The sequence below is a fragment of the Aeromonas sp. QDB11 genome (assembly GCF_027705265.1).
Lineage (GTDB): Bacteria > Pseudomonadota > Gammaproteobacteria > Enterobacterales > Aeromonadaceae > Aeromonas > Aeromonas allosaccharophila.
Genome location: NZ_JAPDBM010000048.1, coordinates 1 through 16,118, shown reverse-complemented (window position 1 = coordinate 16,118; position 16,118 = coordinate 1). Strand labels below are relative to the sequence as shown.

The window sequence follows — 16,118 nt, the reverse complement described above, 5'->3', positions numbered from 1 at the left end:
TTGTCATATACGCCATTTTCACAGCCACTTTTTGCACGAAAACAAATAACGCAAACCAATGATTTTAAACAGATAAAAATTCATTTTGACGAGATTGACGTGACGCCGTCAATTTTTACGAAAACGACGAAATCAATAGTTGTTGTTTTCCTGTTAATTCTGGTTTGCTAGGGACGTTGGAAAACAGAATGACAAAGGTTAGACACCTGACCAACACAGAGGGCCGATTTCATCAGCATGCGAAGTCGGTGCTCACACAAAACAAGGCGACCCCTCGGGAATGCCAAAAAAATAAGAAAGGAAAACATATGCTTGCCAAAGTATCCAAAATCTCTACTGCTGTAATGCTGGGCACCATGATGCTCGCCGGCGCCGCCGGCAACGCCATGGCTGCAGAAAACAAAACCGTGCTGACCATGGTCGCACAACAGGAAACCGCGTGGGTCAAGAACTTCAACCCCTTCCTGCAAGCGGGCTTGCTGCACACCACCCGTCACTTCATCTATGAACCGCTGGTGATCTTCAACGATATGCAAGGGGGCAAACCCGTCTATCGTCTGGCCACCAACTATGCGTTCAGCGATGACCTGAAATCCGTCACCTTCGATCTGCGTGACGGCGTGAAGTGGTCTGACGGCGAAGCCTTTGATGCCGATGACATCATCTTCTCCTTCAATCTGGTCAAGGCCAACAAGGCGCTGGATGAGCGCTCAATCTGGACCCAGATCAAGAGCGTCGAGAAGCTGGCCCCCAACAAGGTCAAATTCGACCTGACCGAGGTCAACACCAACGTGGTGAATGATCTGGTGCTGGTACCTATCGTGCCGGAGCACCAGTGGAAATCGGTGAAAGATCCGGTTGCCTTCACCAACGACAAGCCGGTCGGTACTGGCCCCTTCACCGAAGTGGACAACTTCTCCGCCCAGCTCTATACCCAGTGCCGCAACCCGCACTACTGGGATAACGCCAACCTCGCCATCGACTGTCTGCGCATGCCGCAGATGGCCACCAACGACCAGGTGCTGGCTGCTGTCATGAAGGGTGACATCGACTGGTTCGGCTCCTTCGTGCCGGACATCGAGCGCCTCTACGTCGGCAACGATCCGAAGAACAACAAATACTGGTTCCCGGCCTCCGGTACCGTGGCGTTCAACGTCAACTTCCAGACCAAGAACCCGGGCAACCACGAAGCCTTCAACGACATCAACTTCCGTCGCGCCTTCTCCATGGCGATGGACCGTCAGTCCATGGTGGATATCGCGGGCTACGGCTACCCCACCGTCAACGAGTACCCGTCAGGTCTGGGCAAAGCCTTTGACTCCTGGAACAACCCGGAAGTGGACAAGAAGTACGGCAAGTACAACAAGTTCGATCTGGAAGGAGCCAAGGCACTGCTGAAAGAGGCAGGCTACAAGGATTGTGACGGCGACAAGTTCCTCGACACTCCGAGCTGCAAAAAGATCGAGTTCAAGGTACTGGTGCCGAACGGCTGGACCGACTGGGTCAACACCGTACAGATCGGTGTAGAAGGGCTGCAGGCGCTGGGCCTGAACGCCAAGACCGCTACCCCGGAAGCGACTGTCTGGACCGAGAACCTCATCACTGGCGACTTTGATGTGGCGCTGCAGGGCTACTTTGCCGGTGCCAACCCGCACAAGTACTTCGAGACCGCGTTCCACTCCCGCAACATGGGTGACCGTGGCAACCGCTTCGCCGCGCCCCGTTACAAGGACCCCGAGCTCGACAAGCTGATCGATGACTTCACCCAGACCGCCGATGCGGCCAAGCAGAAGGAGATCATGTTCGCCATCCAGGATCGTGTTGGTGCCAACCAGACCATCATTCCGGTCTTCAACAACCCGACCTGGTATGAGTACAGCACCAAGCGCTTCAACGGCTGGTTCAGTGCTGATAACCCGGTAGCCAAACCTCAGCTCCACCCGGACACCCCTGAGCGTCTGCTGCACGTGTTGTCCCTCAAGCCAAACAGCTAAACAATCCCGGCCCCCTGCGGGGGGCCATCTTCCCCGTTAATCCCCTTCTTGCCCGGTTCTGCCGGGGTTGGGGTAGCTATACCCGACGCGGGGCAGGCTTGCAGTAAAAGGTACCATCATGGGATTCATACTGAGACGCTTTTCCTTCTACCTGGTTGCCTTTCTGGTAGCCGCCACCATCAACTTCCTGTTACCTCGTGCCATGCCTGGCGACCCCGTATCTGTTATGTTTGCCCGTGCTGGCGCCATGATGGAACCCGCCGCCCTGGAAGCGCTCAAAGCCACCTTCGGTTTTGTTGACGGCCCCATCGGCACCCAATTTCTCACCTATGTGAAGAGTGTCTTCACCTGGGATCTCGGCACCTCGGTGCGCTTCTACCCGCAGCAGGTCTCTGACGTGCTGGGCCGAGCCATCGGCTGGACCCTGTTTCTGGTCGGCACCTCCACCATCCTGAGCTTCTCCATCGGTTCCATCGTCGGCATCTTCGCCGCCTGGTATCGCGGCGGCCGGATGGACAGCATTCTCTCCCCGCTCACCCTGGTGATGCAGGCCATTCCGCCAGTGGTGGTCTCCCTGCTCGCCCTGTTCCTGTTCGGGGTCAGCCTCGAGTGGCTGCCCATCGGCTACGCCTACAGTCCGGAAATTCCGGCAGACTGGGGCTGGGAGCACATCAAGAGCATCATGACCCACGCCATCATGCCGGTGCTGACCCTGGCCATCGTGCAGGTGGGGGGCTTTCTCATCACCATGCGCAACAACATGATCAACCTGCTCGGTGAGGATTACATCACCATGGCCAAGGCCAAGGGACTCTCCAGCAACCGGGTGATCTTCAACTACGGCGCCCGCAACGCCATTCTGCCCAGCGTCACCGCCCTCTCCATGGCGCTCGGCTTCGTCATCGGTGGCTCCCTCATCACCGAGGTGATCTTCAACTACCCGGGGCTGGGCCTGACCCTCTATCAGGGCATTCTGGCGCGCGACTACCCGCTCATTCAGGGGCAGCTGCTCATCATGACCATCACCATGCTCAGCTTCAACTTCCTGGCCGACGTGCTCTACGTCTTCCTGGATCCCCGTCTGCGTACAGGAGGCAAATAAGATGCAAATGCCCACCATCCTCAAAATATTACTGGGCAACCGCAAAGCCGCCTGCGGCCTCGCCATCGTGGTTGCCTTCGTACTGATGGCCATCTTTGCCCCCATTCTGGCCAGTAACGAGCCGACCAAACGGGTGGCTCGCCCGCACCAGCCGCCCAGCACCGAGTTCGTGATGGGGTCCACCCGCATGGGCCACGACATCTGGTCCCAGTTCACCAATGGCGCCCGTATCTCGCTGCTGGTGGGCTTCAGCGCAGGCCTGCTGGTCTGCACCCTGGCCGTTGCCATCGGCATCACCGCCGGTTATTTCGGCGGTCTGATTGATGAGTGCCTCACCTTCCTGATGAACGTGGTGCTGGTGATCCCCAACCTCCCCTTGCTACTGGTACTGGCGAGCTTTATCGGGGAGGCGTCGCCGACGGTGATTGCCGTGATAATAGGGTTGACCTCGTGGGCCTATGGCGCGCGGGTGATCCGCGCCCAGACCCTGGCACTGCGGGAGAAAGAGTTCGTCATCGCCGCCGAAGTGCTGGGCGAGCCGGCCTGGCGCATCATTCTGGTGGAGATCCTGCCCAACCTCATCTCCATCATCGGGGTGAGCTTCATCGGCTCCATCATCTACGCCATCGTCACCGAAGCGACTCTGGAGTTCCTCGGGCTCGGTGACCCGACCGTGGTGAGCTGGGGCATCATGCTCTACAACGCCCAGACCTCCAGTGCCATCCTGATCGGCGCCTGGTGGGAAGTGCTGGCCCCCTGCTTCGCCATCGCCACCCTGGGTGCCGGTCTGGCCCTGCTCAACTTCGCCATCGACGAGATCGCCAACCCGCAGCTGCGCTCCCACAAAGGGCTCAACCGCTGGAAGAAACTGGCCACACCGGTCGCCACACCGCTCTCTGCCGCACAGGAGAAGACAGCATGAACAAGCATCCCCTGCTGTCAGTACGCAATCTTTGCGTCGACTACATCACCGAAAATGGCGACGTGCGCGCCGTCAACTCGGTCAGCTTCGATATCAGACAGGGTGAGGTGTTCGGCCTCGCCGGCGAGTCGGGCTGCGGCAAGTCCACCGTCGCCTTCTCGGTCGCCCGGCTGCACAAGCCACCCGCCTACATCAGCGGTGGCGAGATCCTGTTCAAGGGGGAGAACATCCTCCACTACAACGAGGAGCGGCTGCGCTCCTACCGCTGGCAACAGGTGTCGGTGGTGTTCCAGTCCGCCATGAATGCCCTGAACCCGGTGCTGCGGATGGAGGAGCAGTTCTGCGACGTGCTGCTGGCCCACAACCCCGGCATGACCCGTTACGAGGCGATCAAGCGTGCGCAGGAGCTGCTCACCATCGTCGATATCCACCCGAGTCGGCTCAAAGATTATCCGCACCAGTTCTCCGGCGGCATGCGCCAGCGGCTGGTGATCGCCATCGCCATGGCGCTCAACCCCGAGCTCTTGATCATGGATGAGCCAACCACGGCGCTCGACGTGGTGGTGCAGCGGGAGATCCTGCAGAAGGTCTATGCCCTGAAAGAGAAGTTCAACTTCTCCATTCTGTTCATCACCCACGACCTCTCCTTGATGGTGGAGTTCTGCGATCGCATCGGCATCATGTATGCCGGCGAACTGATTGAAGTCGCCCCCTCCAAGGCGATCCTGACCGCGCCGCTGCACCCCTATACCAAGGGACTCGGCAACTCCTTCCCGCCCCTGCACGGGCCGAAGACGGTGCTGGAGGGGATCCCGGGCACCCCGCTCAACCTGCTGGAGGTGCCGGTCGGCTGCCGCTTCCAGGCCCGCTGCGGCAAGGTGCACGATCGCTGCCGTCAGGAGTACACCAAGTTGGCCGAGATCCGCCCCGGGCAACAGACCGCCTGCCACCTCTATGAAGAGCAGGGGCGGCAACAAGATTCCGTGATCTATCTGGACAAGGCCGCTGGCTGTTAAGGATGTCTGTCATGCAAATCGCCAAAACCGATGCACCCATCATCGAAGTCCAGCACCTCTACAAGGACTTCCCCATCAACTCCAATGCCATCAAGAGTGGCAAGATGCGGGCACTGTCCGACATCACCTTCAACCTGCACCGGGGCCGCGCCCTGGCGGTGGTCGGAGAGTCGGGCTCCGGCAAGAGCACCATCGCCAAGATCATCGCCAAGATGTACAAGCTCAGTGCCGGGCGCATTCTCTATCGCGGCCACGATCTGGAGGAGTTCAACAAGGGCACCGCCCTGCTGGACTATCGCCAGAGCGTGCAGATGGTGTGGCAAGACCCGTTCGGTTCATTGAACCCGACCCACACCATCTATCACCACATCGCCCGCCCCCTGCTGCTGCACAGTAAGGTGATCGACAAGAAAGATCTGCCCGACATGGTCCACGCCCTGCTGGAGAAAGTCGGCCTGACCCCTGCCAAGGCGACAGCGGCCAAATATCCGCACCAGCTCTCCGGCGGTCAGCGCCAGCGGGTCAACATCGCCCGCAATCTGGCGGTGGAAGCGGAAGTTGTGCTGGCGGACGAGCCGACTTCCATGCTCGACGTCTCCATTCGCATCGGCATCCTCAACCTGATGGAGCAGATGAAGAACGAGCTGGGGGTCTCCATGCTCTACATCACCCACGACATCGCCACCGCCCGCTATGTAGCGGAAGATCTGGCGGTGATGTATGTGGGTCACATGGTGGAGTGGGGCGAGGTGGACGAGATCCTGCACCACCCGCAGCACCCCTACACCCAGCTGCTCATCTCGGCGGTGCCCGACCCGGAGAAGAGCATCCACGCCGAGCTGGAGGGTGGCCGCAAGGGGGAGATCCCGCTGTGGACGCCGGAGTCCTGCGGTTGCCCGTTTGCCGGGCGCTGCAATCAGGCGATGCCCCGCTGCAAGAAAGCGCTGCCTGCCATCACCAAGCTTGCCGACAACCACTTCGTGCGCTGCTACCTCTACGAGTGATGGTGAGCCTTAGACCGGCCGGACAGCCCCGTCCGGCCATGCCTCGATACGGGGCGGCCACAGCCCCGTGATGTGCCTCACCGCCCGGCGGTGAACCACAGGAGTAAGAAGTTGATGGAACTCTTGATCAATCAGGTGGGCTACGAGTGCGACGGCCACAAGGTCGCCCTCTTGCAAACCTCCCCCGCCCATGATCTCGGCGGCTATGTCAGGCTGCAACGCCTCGACGATGGCCAGATCCTGTTTGAAACCCCGCTGCAACCGGCTGGCAGCGTCCCCGGCTGGCAGGGCCGCGCTTACTGGCGTGCCGACTTTTCTGCCTTCACCGAGCCCGGCCATTACCGGCTGGAGGCAATAACGGCCCAAGGCATTGTCCGCTCGACCCGTTTCGCCATCGGCCAGGATCTGCTGGCCAATCGTTGCCTCTCCGACGTTATTCACTACTTCAAGGGGCAGCGCGCCAGCGGCACCTTCGATCGGGCCGACCGCAGCGCCCGTCTGTTTGGCACCGACCAGCACAAAGATGTGCACGGCGGCTGGTTCGATGCCAGTGGCGACATGAGCAAATACCTGAGCCACCTCTCCTACGCCAACTACCTCAACCCCCAGCAGACCCCCATGGTGGTGTGGGCCCTGCTCAAGTGCCGCGAACTCTTGGCCCCGCGCCGCGATATCGACGGGGTGAACCTGTGCAAGCGGCTCAATGACGAGGCGCTGCACGGCGCCGATTTCCTCTGCCGGATGCAGGATGAGTCGGGCTTCTTCTACATGACCCTGTTCGACAAATGGAGCAAGGATCCCGCCCAGCGGGAGCTGTGCGCCTATGCCACCCAGCAGGGGATCAAGTCCGCCAACTGGCAGGCCGGTTTTCGCCAGGGGGGTGGCATGGCCATCGCCGCGCTGGCCCGCGCCGCCCGCGAGAGTATCAGCGGCGACTTCGATGCCAGCCGCTACGCCGAGGCGGCCAAACGCGGCTACCTGCATCTGTGCGAGCACAACCTTGCCTATCTCGACGACGGGGTCGAAAACATCATCGACGACTACTGCGCCCTGCTGGCAGCGGTGGAGCTGACCCGCACCTTCGGCGCCGAGTGGCTGGTCGAGGCGAGAGCCCGCGCCAGCAAGCTCTGCGCCCGCCAGCGCATTCATCCGGAGCTGGGTCACTACTGGTCGGCCAACGAGGATGGCTCGCGCCCCTACTACCATGCCGCCGAGGCGGGTTTGCCGGTGCTGGCGCTGCTGGAATATTTAGACGTGGAGCCGGATCAGGAGCACAAGGCCCGGGTACAAACCGTGGTGGAGCAGGCGCTGGCCGCCGAGCTGGCGCTCTGCGCCCGGGCGGGCAATCCCTTCTCCCTCGCCCGCCAATATGTGAAAGGGGTGGATGAAGCGCCGCGCGTCAGCTTCTTTATCCCCCATAACAACGAATCCGGCTACTGGTGGCAGGGGGAGAACGCCCGCCTCGCGTCGCTGGCGACCATGGCCTTTGCTGGCGCCCGCCACTTCCCCCGCCAGAGCCAGCCGCTGCTCACTTACGGCCAGCACCAGCTCGACTGGATCCTCGGGCAGAACCCGTTCAACGCCTGCATGCTGGCGGGCCACGGCATCAACAACCCCGCCTATACCGCCGGGTATCCCAATGCGCAGGGGGGCATCTGCAACGGCATCACCGCCGGGTTTGATGACGAAAACGATGTGGCCTTTATCCCGCAGGAGTACAAGGAGCGGCTGGATCAGAACTGGCGCTGGGGCGAGCAGTGGATCCCCCACGCAGCCTGGTTTGCTCTGGCCATCAGCTGGCAGAGTGCCCTGAGTGATCGAAATGAGCAGGGAGAGCACCATGATTGAGATCGGTTCGAGCAGGGAGAGTAGTGGATCCTCCATACAGCCAGCCTGGTTTGCTCTGGCCATCAGCTGGCAGAGCGCTTTGGGTGATCAAAATGAGCAGGGAGGCCGCCATGATTGAGTTCTGGGTCGGGGTCGATGGCGGGGGCACCCACACCCGCGCCCGCATTCGCGATCGGGCGGGCAAGCTGCTCGGCGAGGGGCGCGCCGCTGGCTCCAATCTGGAGCTGGGCATCCCCCATGCCCACGCCAATGTGCTGGCCGCCATCGCCAGCGCCCGCCTTGCCGCTGGGCTCGGCATCGAGAGCGAACAGCAGATGGGGGGCGGGCTGGCGCTCGCCTCCGCCGAGCTGGCCGACTGCTATCACGCCATGCTCGCCATGCCCTTCCCCTTTGCCAGCATCAGGCTCACCTCCGATGCCTTCGGCGCCTGCCTCGGCGCCTTTGGTGGCAGGGAGGGGGCCATCCTCATCGCCGGTACCGGCTCGGTGGGGCTGATCTATCACGCAGGTCAAATTCGCACCTGTTCCGGCCGCGGCTTCCCCATTTCGGACATAGGCAGCGGCGCCTGGCTGGGGCTGCGCGCCATCCAGCAATCCCTGCTCTGCCACGACGGCATTCTGCCTCCCAGCACCCTCGCCATCCGCTTGATGGATCGTTTCAAACGGGATCAGGCCGAGGTAGTGCGCTGGGCCACCCGCGCCATTCCGGCAGACTATGGCCACTTTGCCCCCTGGGTATTCGATGCCGCCAGCGATGGCGACGAGCTCGCCAACCAGCTGCTGGACGAAACCTGCGAACAGCTGCGGATCCTGCTGGACGGGATGACCCAGCTCGGTGCCAGCCAGATCGCCCTGCTGGGGGGGATTGGCTCGCGCCTCGCTCCCCGTCTCGGCCAGCTCAACCTGATCCCCCCCCAGGCAGATGCGCTCGATGGCGCCATCCTGTTTGCCCAATCAGAGGATTTTCCATGTCTACACCCCTGATCCACACCCAGGTCGCCCGACGTGACGGCGAGGATGTCTGGTTCACCTTCACCCTCTCCCGCATGCCGGATACCCAGTGGAAGCTGCACTTCTGTCTGGCCCGCCATATCGACCCTGAATCACTGCAAGGAGGGGAGCTGGAGCGCCAGAGCGGCAGCTACAAGGTGATTGTCCCGCAAGCGGGCAGCTGCGAGCTGCGCTTTTGCTGCCGCCAGACCCCCATCAAGAAGCTCTCCGACATGCCGCAGGGGTTCTTCCTCAGCTTGCCGGAGGCCACCACCGGTGCCCAGCTGCTACCGGTGACGCTGGCGGCGCAGGATCTCGGACTGGAGAACCCGCCGGTAACCCGCCCCGACCTGCCCGAAGTCGAGCCCCTGCTTGGCATAGTGCCGCAACCGGCCCATCAGGTGCTGCTGGAGGGGAACTTCCGGCTGGCCGAGCGGGCCCATGTCAGCGCCCCCCACGATGTACCGGGTCTACTGGCCCACTTCAACGAGCTGACGTCGCTGGCACTGGAGCAGGATCACGACGCCGAAATCCGGCTGACCGAGGCCAAACTGGCCCCCGAAGCCTACCAGCTCACTATCACGCCACAGGAGGTGGTGATTGCCGCCGCCGACGAAGCGGGCTGGCGTCATGGGCTGGTGACCCTGGCCCAGTGGTATCTGCAACATGGCGAGAGCCTGCCCTGCGTCACGCTGGAGGATGCCCCGCGCTTCGGCTTTCGCGGCATTTTTCTCGACTGCGCCCGCCACTTCCATACTCCGGCAACCATCAAGCGCCTGCTCAAGCTGATGAGCCTCTACAAGTTCAACCGCTTCCACTGGCACCTGACCGATGACGAGGGGTGGCGGATCGAGATCAAGGCCTTCCCGGCGCTGACTGACGTGGGCGCCTGGCGCGGCCACGATCTGGCGATCGGCCCCCAGCTGAGTGGCGGCGCCGAACCCTATGGCGGCTACTACACCCAGAGCGAGGTGAAGGAGCTGGTGAGTTATGCCAGTGAGCTCGGCATCACCGTCATTCCCGAGATCGACATTCCGGGCCACTGTCACGCCGCCATCAAGGCGCTGCCCGAGCTGCTGGTGGAAGCGGCGGATCACTCCCGCTACCTCTCGGTTCAGCATTTCGACGACAACGTGCTCAACCCCGCCCTGCCCGGCACCTACCGCTTCCTTGAAACGGTGCTGGACGAGGTGTGTGAACTCTTCCCTGGCCCGCAGATCCACATGGGCGGTGACGAGGTGCCGACCGGTGTCTGGACCGACAGCCCAGCCTGCCAGCAGCTGATGACCGAGCAGGGCTACTCCGACTGCCGCGAGCTGCAGGGCCATCTGCTGCGCCACTGCCAGCACTATCTGGCCGACAAGGGCAAGCGGATGATCGGCTGGGAGGAGATCCTGCACGGCGACAAGGTGAGCCGCAACGCCGCCGTCTGTGCCTGGACCAGCTTCCAGGCGGGGTTGGACGCCGCCGCAGCCGGTTATCCGGTGGTAATGGCGCCCGCCCAGTCCCTCTATCTGGATCTGGCCTGGAGCCAGGACATTCATGAACCCGGCCTCTATTGGGCGGGAACCCTCAATCTGGAGCAGGTCTATGCCTGCGATCCTGCGCCAACCGATTTCCATGCCAACGATAACATCCTCGGGGTACTGAGCCCCTTGTGGTCAGAATTGATCACCAGCCGTGATCGTCTCGACTACATGTTGTTCCCGCGTATGCTGGCCACGGCCGAGGTGGCCTGGAGCGATCCCGCCCACAAGGGCTGGGATCACTTCGCCGCCCGCCTGCCGGGCCAGCTGCAGATCCTCGATCAGTTGCAGGTGCGCTACCGGATGCCACAGAGGTAATGTTGTCTCTATTTTGGCGGCCGCTTGGCCGCCTTTTTTCATTTCAGCCCCCGCCCAACCTTATTCCGCCCACCCCCGCCCCTTGCTCCCGGCCACGCCAAAAAGCCACAATGGCCCATCCGTACCACAGCAACAACAGGCATCCATGTTTCACCCTTCCCATGAAAAAGTGGCAAGAATCGAGGCGATCATCGCCCTGATCCCGGCTGGCAAGGTGGTCAGTTATGGTCAGGTGGCCGATCTGGCCGGGCTGCCCGGACGGGCAAGACTGGTGGGCAAGGTGCTGCGGGAAACCGACAAGGTACTGCCGTGGCATCGGGTGCTGGGCGCGGCGGGCACCATCTCGCTACCAAAAGGATCACAAGGCTTTGCCAAGCAGACGGGACGATTGCAACAAGAGGGGGTCGTGGTGATCGGGGGGCGGGTCAGCATGAAGGAGTGGCAATGGCAGCCCGACTTGGCCGAGCTGCTTTTTCTACTGCCGTTTTGAGGGGGTCACAGCCGGATCACTCCAGCGGCGCCAGGATCTCTTCGCTGCGCACCTGCACCGGTATGGTCTCGTCCTCGCGCTGCAGCAGCACCAGCAGGCTCTGCCGGTCAACCTCCAGCACATAGGCCGCCCCTTCCCGGGTCATGCAGCTCATGCCCGGCCGGATCTCGTTAATCTCCATCTCAACCTCCTTGTTACAACGCTACACTCCTTGCAGCTGTCTCAGTATACCCCTATCCATAAGCAAAGAGGCCCCATGTCGGGGCCTCTTTGTCATCACGCTTTTTTGGCCTTCGGCAAACTCTCTTGCCAGGTACCGTTATCGTAGTGAGCTGTCCAGCCCGTCGCCTTGCCGTTGACCTCGCTCATCACGTACTGCTCCTTGGTCTTGCGACTGAAGCGCACGATGGCGGGGTTGCCGTCCGGATCGGTGAGCGGGGCACCGGCCAGATACTTGTGCTTGGCGGAGATGCGATCCTTGAAGCGTTGCAGCTCTTCCACCAGCGGCGCGCGGGTCTCGCGGGATTTGGGGAAGTTGCTGGCCGCCAGGAACAGACCGGCAGCACCGTCACGCAGCACAAAGTGGGCGTCGGACTGGGTGCACTTGAGCTCAGGCAGCGGGACCGGATCCTCTTTCGGCGGCGCGATATCACCGTTTTTCAAGATCTTGCGGGTGTTTTTGCAGGTGTCGTTGGTGCAACCCATGTACTTGCCAAAACGGCCGTTCTTGAGCTGCATCTCTGCTCCGCAACGGTCGCACTCGATGCTCGGCCCTTCGTAGCCCTTGAGCTTGAACTGGCCCTTCTCGATTTCGTAGCCATCGCAGTCCGGATTGCGACCACAGACGTGCAGCTTGCGGCTGTCGTCGATGATGTAGGCATCCATCGCGGTGCCACAGACGCCGCAGCGGTGCTTGGCGCGCAGCGCTTCGGTTTCCGCTTCGTCACCGTCAGTGGTGGAGACGAACTCGTCGGCAGAGACTAGGTTGATGGTCTTCTTGCAGCGCTCTTTCGGCGGCAGGGCATAGCCGGAGCAGCCGAGGAACACGCCGGTGGTGGCGGTACGAATACCCATCTTGCGGCCGCAATCCGGGCAGTCGATATCGGTCATCACCATCTGGTTGGCACGCATGCCGCCCTCTTCGGGCGCCTTGTCGGCCTTCTCCAGCTCCTGGGTAAACTCGGCGTAGAAGGCGTCGAGCACCTTCTTCCACTCCAGCGTTCCTTCGGCGATGCCATCGAGCTTGTCTTCCATCTTGGCGGTGAACTCGTAGTTCATCAGCTCGACGAAGTTCTCGACCAGACGATCGGTAACGATCTCGCCCATCTTCTCGGCGAAGAAACGACGACTCTCGACCCGTACATAACCGCGATCGACGATGGTGGAGATGATTGATGCATAGGTAGACGGACGGCCGATGCCGCGCTTTTCCAGCTCGCGCACCAGCGCCGCTTCGGTAAAGCGGGCAGGCGGCTTGGTGAAGTGCTGGCGCGGATCCAGCTTGACCAGTTTCAGTACCTCACCCACGGTCACCGCAGGCAGTTGGCTATCTTCACCTTTACGGCCCATCGGCGGCAGCGCCTTGGTCCAACCGGCGAAGCGCAGAGTACGGCCACGGGCCTTGAGCTCGAACTCACCCGCCTTGACGGTCAGGGTAGAAGAGTCGTACTGGGCAGGGGTCATCTGGCAGGCCACGAACTGACGCCAGATGAGATCGTACAGACGCATGGCATCCGGCTCCATCCCTTCCAGCATCTCGGACGTGACCAGCACGCTGGAGGGACGGATCGCCTCATGCGCTTCCTGGGCACCAGCCTTGGAACCATAGAGGTTCGGCTCGGCCGGCAGATAGGCTGCGCCATACTGCTCGCCGATATATTCACGCACCGCCTCGACCGCCTCTTTGCTGAGGTTGGTGGAGTCGGTACGCATATAGGTGATGTAGCCCGCTTCATAGAGACGCTGGGCCATCATCATGGTCTTCTTGACTCCGAAGCTCAGACGGGTAGAGGCCGCCTGCTGCAGGGTGGAGGTAATGAACGGTGCAGAGGGCTTGGAACCGGTCGGCTTGTCTTCCCGGTTCACCACCTTGTAGTCGACCCCTTCCAGGGCAGCCACGGCGGCGAAGGTCTCGGCCTGGGTCACCGGCTTGAAGTCGGCGCCGTTGCGGCTGACCACTTCCATCCGCAGATCAGCCTTGTCACCGGTCAGCAGATCGGCATTGAGATCCCAGAACTCGACCGGTACGAACGCCTTGATTTCGCGCTCTTTATCGACAATGAGGCGCACCGCAACGGACTGCACCCGACCGGCGGAGAGACCGCGAGCCAGCTTCTTCCACAAGAGCGGGGAGACCATGTAACCCACCACGCGGTCGAGGAAACGACGGGCCTGCTGGGCATTGACGCGGTCAATATTGAGTTCGGACGGCTGGGCAAACGCCTCCTTGATGGCGCTCTTGGTGATCTCGTTGAACACCACGCGCTTGTAGCGGCTGTCGTCGCCACCGATGATCTCGCGCAGGTGCCAGGCGATCGCCTCTCCTTCTCTATCCAAGTCGGTTGCGAGATAGATGGTGTCGGCTTTCTCGGCCAGACTTTGCAACTCGCTGACCACCTTCTCCTTGCCGGGCAAAATCTGGTAGTTAGCCTGCCAGCCAGCGGTCGGATTGATACCCATCCGGGCAAACAGGGCCTTGCGATCCTTGGCAGCCTTCTCGGTTTCGCTCAACTTGATGCCGCGAATGACAGGTTTCTTGGGCTCGGTGCTGGCGCTGCCGCTGGTGGGCAGATCGCGAACATGACCCACGCTGGATTTCACCACGTAGTCCTTGCCCAGATATTTGTTGATCGTCTTGGCCTTGGCCGGAGACTCCACTATGACCAGTGATTTGCCCATGCTGTAACTATTATCCTCATTGCACCCGACGGGGTTGGTGTGCGGTTTTGTGGGGCTGTATAAGAGATTTGGCGCGAAAAAGCAATCTTGTGAGCAAATTTGCCTGACCAGCCCGAACCACACGGCTTCTTTTATTGCTTCTTTATTTATTAATGCGAAGGGTACGGGCCAGACGCAACCGCTTTTTCAATTTTCTGCCATACCGCCCCTCTTTTTATATCTGAAACGACATAAAAACGGCTGCTAGTTACCGGCTTGTTACAAAAACATAAAATCTCTTTATAATGGCCCAACCCCGACGCATCGTGCGCGGAAGGAACCGCTACCCATCATAAAAATCGAAAGGATGTACTCAATGAAGCACTTCGAGGTCAATTTCGACGGTCTGGTCGGCCCGACTCACAACTATGCCGGCCTCTCCTACGGCAACGTTGCCTCCCAGAGCAATGCCCAGGAGGCCTCCAATCCGAAAGAGGCCACCAAGCAGGGGCTGCGCAAGATGAAGGCGCTGACCGAGCTTGGCATGACCCAGGGGGTGCTGGCGCCACAAGAGCGCCCCGATCTCGCCACCCTGCGCCGCCTCGGCTTCACCGGCAACGATGCCAGGGTGCTAGAGCAGGCCGCCAAACAGGCTCCCGCCGTACTGGCCGCCTGCTATTCTGCCTCCAGCATGTGGACCGCCAACGCCGCCACCGTCTCTCCCAGTGCCGATACCCAGGATGGCCGCATTCACTTCACCCCCGCCAACCTGACCAACAAGTTTCACCGCTCCCTGGAACCGGACGTCACGGGCCGTATCCTGCGCGCCGTGTTCAACAATGATCGCCACTTCAGCCACCACCTCCATCTGCCGGAAAATGATCACTTCGGCGACGAGGGCGCCGCCAACCACACCCGCCTGTGCCGTGCCTATGGCGAGGCAGGCGTCGAGCTGTTCGTCTATGGCCGCAGCGCTTTTGACCACTCCCGCCCGGCGCCAAAGCGCTACCCGGCCCGCCAGACCCTGGAAGCGAGTCAGGCCATCGCCCGCCTGCATGGCCTCGGCGAGGAGAGCGTGGTGTTTATCCAGCAAAACCCGGAGGTGATCGATCAGGGGGTATTCCACAACGACGTGATCGCGGTGGGCAACCAGAACGTGCTGTTCTTCCACCAACAAGCCTTCCTCAACACCGAGGCGGTGCTGGCCGAGATCAGCGGCAAGTTTGGCGAGGGGGATCTGCACTTTATCAAAGTGCCGACCGCCGAGGTATCCGTGCTGGATGCGGTGAAATCCTACCTGTTCAACACCCAGATCCTCACCCTGCCCAATGGCGAGATGGCGATCATCGCCCCCACCGAGTGCCGCGACAATCCGGCGGTCTCTGCCTATCTCGACAAGCTGCTAACGCAGGGCACCCCGATCAAGACGGTGCATTACATGGATGTGAAACAGAGCATGCGCAATGGCGGCGGCCCGGCCTGCCTGCGGCTGCGGGTTGCCATGAACGATCAGGAACTCGCTGCGGTCAATCCGGCTTGCCTGATCAACGACAGCCAGTTTGCTCGCCTCGATGGCTGGGTGGATCGCCACTACCGCGATAGCCTGGCGCTGAACGATCTGCGCGACCCGGCGCTGGTGCAGGAGTCCCGCAGCGCACTGGACGAGCTGACCCAGATCCTGAAACTGGGTTCGGTCTACCCGTTCCAGCGCTAGATGTGATGCCCGGGAAGACCGCCGACACTGGCGGTCTTCTCTTATCTGCCTCGTGTTCACCGTGATCGCCAGCTGGCACAAATGCTGGTTTGTGCAGAAAAGCAGCGCACAACTTGCTGATAAGCTTGAATTTTGAGCTGGATGTATCAAAAAATAGACGAACAGTCATTTTTTACTGCCAGATGCCTCATCAAGGGGTTCACAAAGCCTCTGGATCTGATAGTATGCGCCTCGCACTTGGGGAGGGGTTCCCGAGCGGCCAAAGGGATCAGACTGTAAATCTGACGGCTCTGCCTTCGAAGGTTCGAATCCTTCTCC

The 16,118-nt window shown here is 61.2% G+C and carries 12 protein-coding genes; 10 read left to right on the top strand and 2 right to left on the bottom strand.

Annotated elements, in window-relative coordinates:
* The first annotated feature begins 308 nt into the window (after window positions 1-308).
* The 9 genes from OKC40_RS15630 to OKC40_RS15590 all read left to right on the top strand — a co-directional run bounded on the left by OKC40_RS15630 (window position 309) and on the right by OKC40_RS15590 (window position 11,209).
* Complete coding sequence (locus OKC40_RS15630; RefSeq protein WP_042061376.1) at window positions 309-1,994, top strand: ABC transporter substrate-binding protein; 1,686 nt, start codon at window positions 309-311, stop codon at window positions 1,992-1,994.
* A gap of 118 nt (window positions 1,995-2,112) precedes the next feature.
* On the top strand, window positions 2,113-3,096 hold the full coding sequence (locus OKC40_RS15625) for an ABC transporter permease (RefSeq protein WP_033135896.1): 984 nt from the start codon (window positions 2,113-2,115) through the stop codon (window positions 3,094-3,096).
* Window position 3,097: 1 nt separating this feature from the next.
* A complete protein-coding gene (locus OKC40_RS15620; RefSeq protein WP_058052810.1) occupies window positions 3,098-4,018 on the top strand; it encodes an ABC transporter permease in 921 nt (306 codons plus the stop codon).
* Window positions 4,015-5,034, top strand: a complete 1,020-nt coding sequence (locus OKC40_RS15615) for an ABC transporter ATP-binding protein (RefSeq protein ID WP_042658671.1) — start codon at window positions 4,015-4,017, stop codon at window positions 5,032-5,034. Before OKC40_RS15620 ends, OKC40_RS15615 begins: the two co-directional genes overlap by 4 nt.
* Window positions 5,035-5,045: 11 nt before the next feature.
* Window positions 5,046-6,038 carry an ABC transporter ATP-binding protein gene (locus tag OKC40_RS15610; RefSeq protein WP_270795887.1) on the top strand — a complete coding sequence of 331 codons (993 nt, stop codon included), beginning with the start codon at window positions 5,046-5,048 and terminating at the stop codon, window positions 6,036-6,038.
* A 114-nt stretch (window positions 6,039-6,152) separates the two neighbouring features.
* Window positions 6,153-7,886 carry a glycoside hydrolase family 9 protein gene (locus OKC40_RS15605; RefSeq protein ID WP_270795885.1) on the top strand — a complete coding sequence of 578 codons (1,734 nt, stop codon included), beginning with the start codon at window positions 6,153-6,155 and terminating at the stop codon, window positions 7,884-7,886.
* Between the two features lie 110 nt (window positions 7,887-7,996).
* Window positions 7,997-8,869, top strand: coding sequence for a BadF/BadG/BcrA/BcrD ATPase family protein (locus OKC40_RS15600; protein ID WP_270795883.1), 873 nt, complete (start codon window positions 7,997-7,999; stop codon window positions 8,867-8,869).
* The gene (locus tag OKC40_RS15595) at window positions 8,854-10,719 is read left to right on the top strand and encodes a beta-N-acetylhexosaminidase (protein WP_270795881.1); all 1,866 of its coding nucleotides are present in this window, start codon (window positions 8,854-8,856) and stop codon (window positions 10,717-10,719) included. The genes OKC40_RS15600 and OKC40_RS15595 overlap by 16 nt, the downstream gene beginning before the upstream one ends.
* Before the next feature lie 145 nt (window positions 10,720-10,864).
* Window positions 10,865-11,209, top strand: a complete 345-nt coding sequence (locus OKC40_RS15590; RefSeq protein ID WP_270795879.1) for an MGMT family protein — start codon at window positions 10,865-10,867, stop codon at window positions 11,207-11,209.
* A 16-nt stretch (window positions 11,210-11,225) separates the two neighbouring features.
* On the opposite strand, the gene OKC40_RS15585 is transcribed toward OKC40_RS15590, so the two are convergent.
* Window positions 11,226-11,390: a hypothetical protein gene (locus tag OKC40_RS15585; protein WP_162851498.1), complete on the bottom strand. Its 165-nt coding sequence runs from the start codon at window positions 11,388-11,390 to the stop codon at window positions 11,226-11,228.
* Window positions 11,391-11,485: 95 nt separating this feature from the next.
* Window positions 11,486-14,107 (bottom strand): type I DNA topoisomerase, encoded by a 2,622-nt coding sequence (topA, locus tag OKC40_RS15580; RefSeq protein WP_270795878.1) that lies wholly within the window; start codon window positions 14,105-14,107, stop codon window positions 11,486-11,488.
* A 355-nt stretch (window positions 14,108-14,462) separates the two neighbouring features.
* Here topA and astB point away from each other — a divergent pair, with 355 nt between their 5' ends.
* Window positions 14,463-15,800 (top strand): N-succinylarginine dihydrolase, encoded by a 1,338-nt coding sequence (gene astB / locus OKC40_RS15575; RefSeq protein WP_270795876.1) that lies wholly within the window; start codon window positions 14,463-14,465, stop codon window positions 15,798-15,800.
* Window positions 15,801-16,118: the final 318 nt, after the last annotated feature.

What these genes read in the sequence shown, in the direction of transcription:
- OKC40_RS15630 (WP_042061376.1), top strand. Translation starts at nt 309, where the DNA reads ATGCTTGCCAAAGTATCCAAAATCTCTACTGCTGTAATGCTGGGCACC.
- OKC40_RS15625 (WP_033135896.1), top strand. Translation starts at nt 2,113, where the DNA reads ATGGGATTCATACTGAGACGCTTTTCCTTCTACCTGGTTGCCTTTCTG.
- OKC40_RS15620 (WP_058052810.1), top strand. Translation starts at nt 3,098, where the DNA reads ATGCAAATGCCCACCATCCTCAAAATATTACTGGGCAACCGCAAAGCC.
- OKC40_RS15615 (WP_042658671.1), top strand. Translation starts at nt 4,015, where the DNA reads ATGAACAAGCATCCCCTGCTGTCAGTACGCAATCTTTGCGTCGACTAC.
- OKC40_RS15610 (WP_270795887.1), top strand. Translation starts at nt 5,046, where the DNA reads ATGCAAATCGCCAAAACCGATGCACCCATCATCGAAGTCCAGCACCTC.
- OKC40_RS15605 (WP_270795885.1), top strand. Translation starts at nt 6,153, where the DNA reads ATGGAACTCTTGATCAATCAGGTGGGCTACGAGTGCGACGGCCACAAG.
- OKC40_RS15600 (WP_270795883.1), top strand. Translation starts at nt 7,997, where the DNA reads ATGATTGAGTTCTGGGTCGGGGTCGATGGCGGGGGCACCCACACCCGC.
- OKC40_RS15595 (WP_270795881.1), top strand. Translation starts at nt 8,854, where the DNA reads ATGTCTACACCCCTGATCCACACCCAGGTCGCCCGACGTGACGGCGAG.
- OKC40_RS15590 (WP_270795879.1), top strand. Translation starts at nt 10,865, where the DNA reads ATGTTTCACCCTTCCCATGAAAAAGTGGCAAGAATCGAGGCGATCATC.
- OKC40_RS15585 (WP_162851498.1), bottom strand. Translation starts at nt 11,390, where the DNA reads ATGGAGATTAACGAGATCCGGCCGGGCATGAGCTGCATGACCCGGGAA.
- topA (WP_270795878.1), bottom strand. Translation starts at nt 14,107, where the DNA reads ATGGGCAAATCACTGGTCATAGTGGAGTCTCCGGCCAAGGCCAAGACG.
- astB (WP_270795876.1), top strand. Translation starts at nt 14,463, where the DNA reads ATGAAGCACTTCGAGGTCAATTTCGACGGTCTGGTCGGCCCGACTCAC.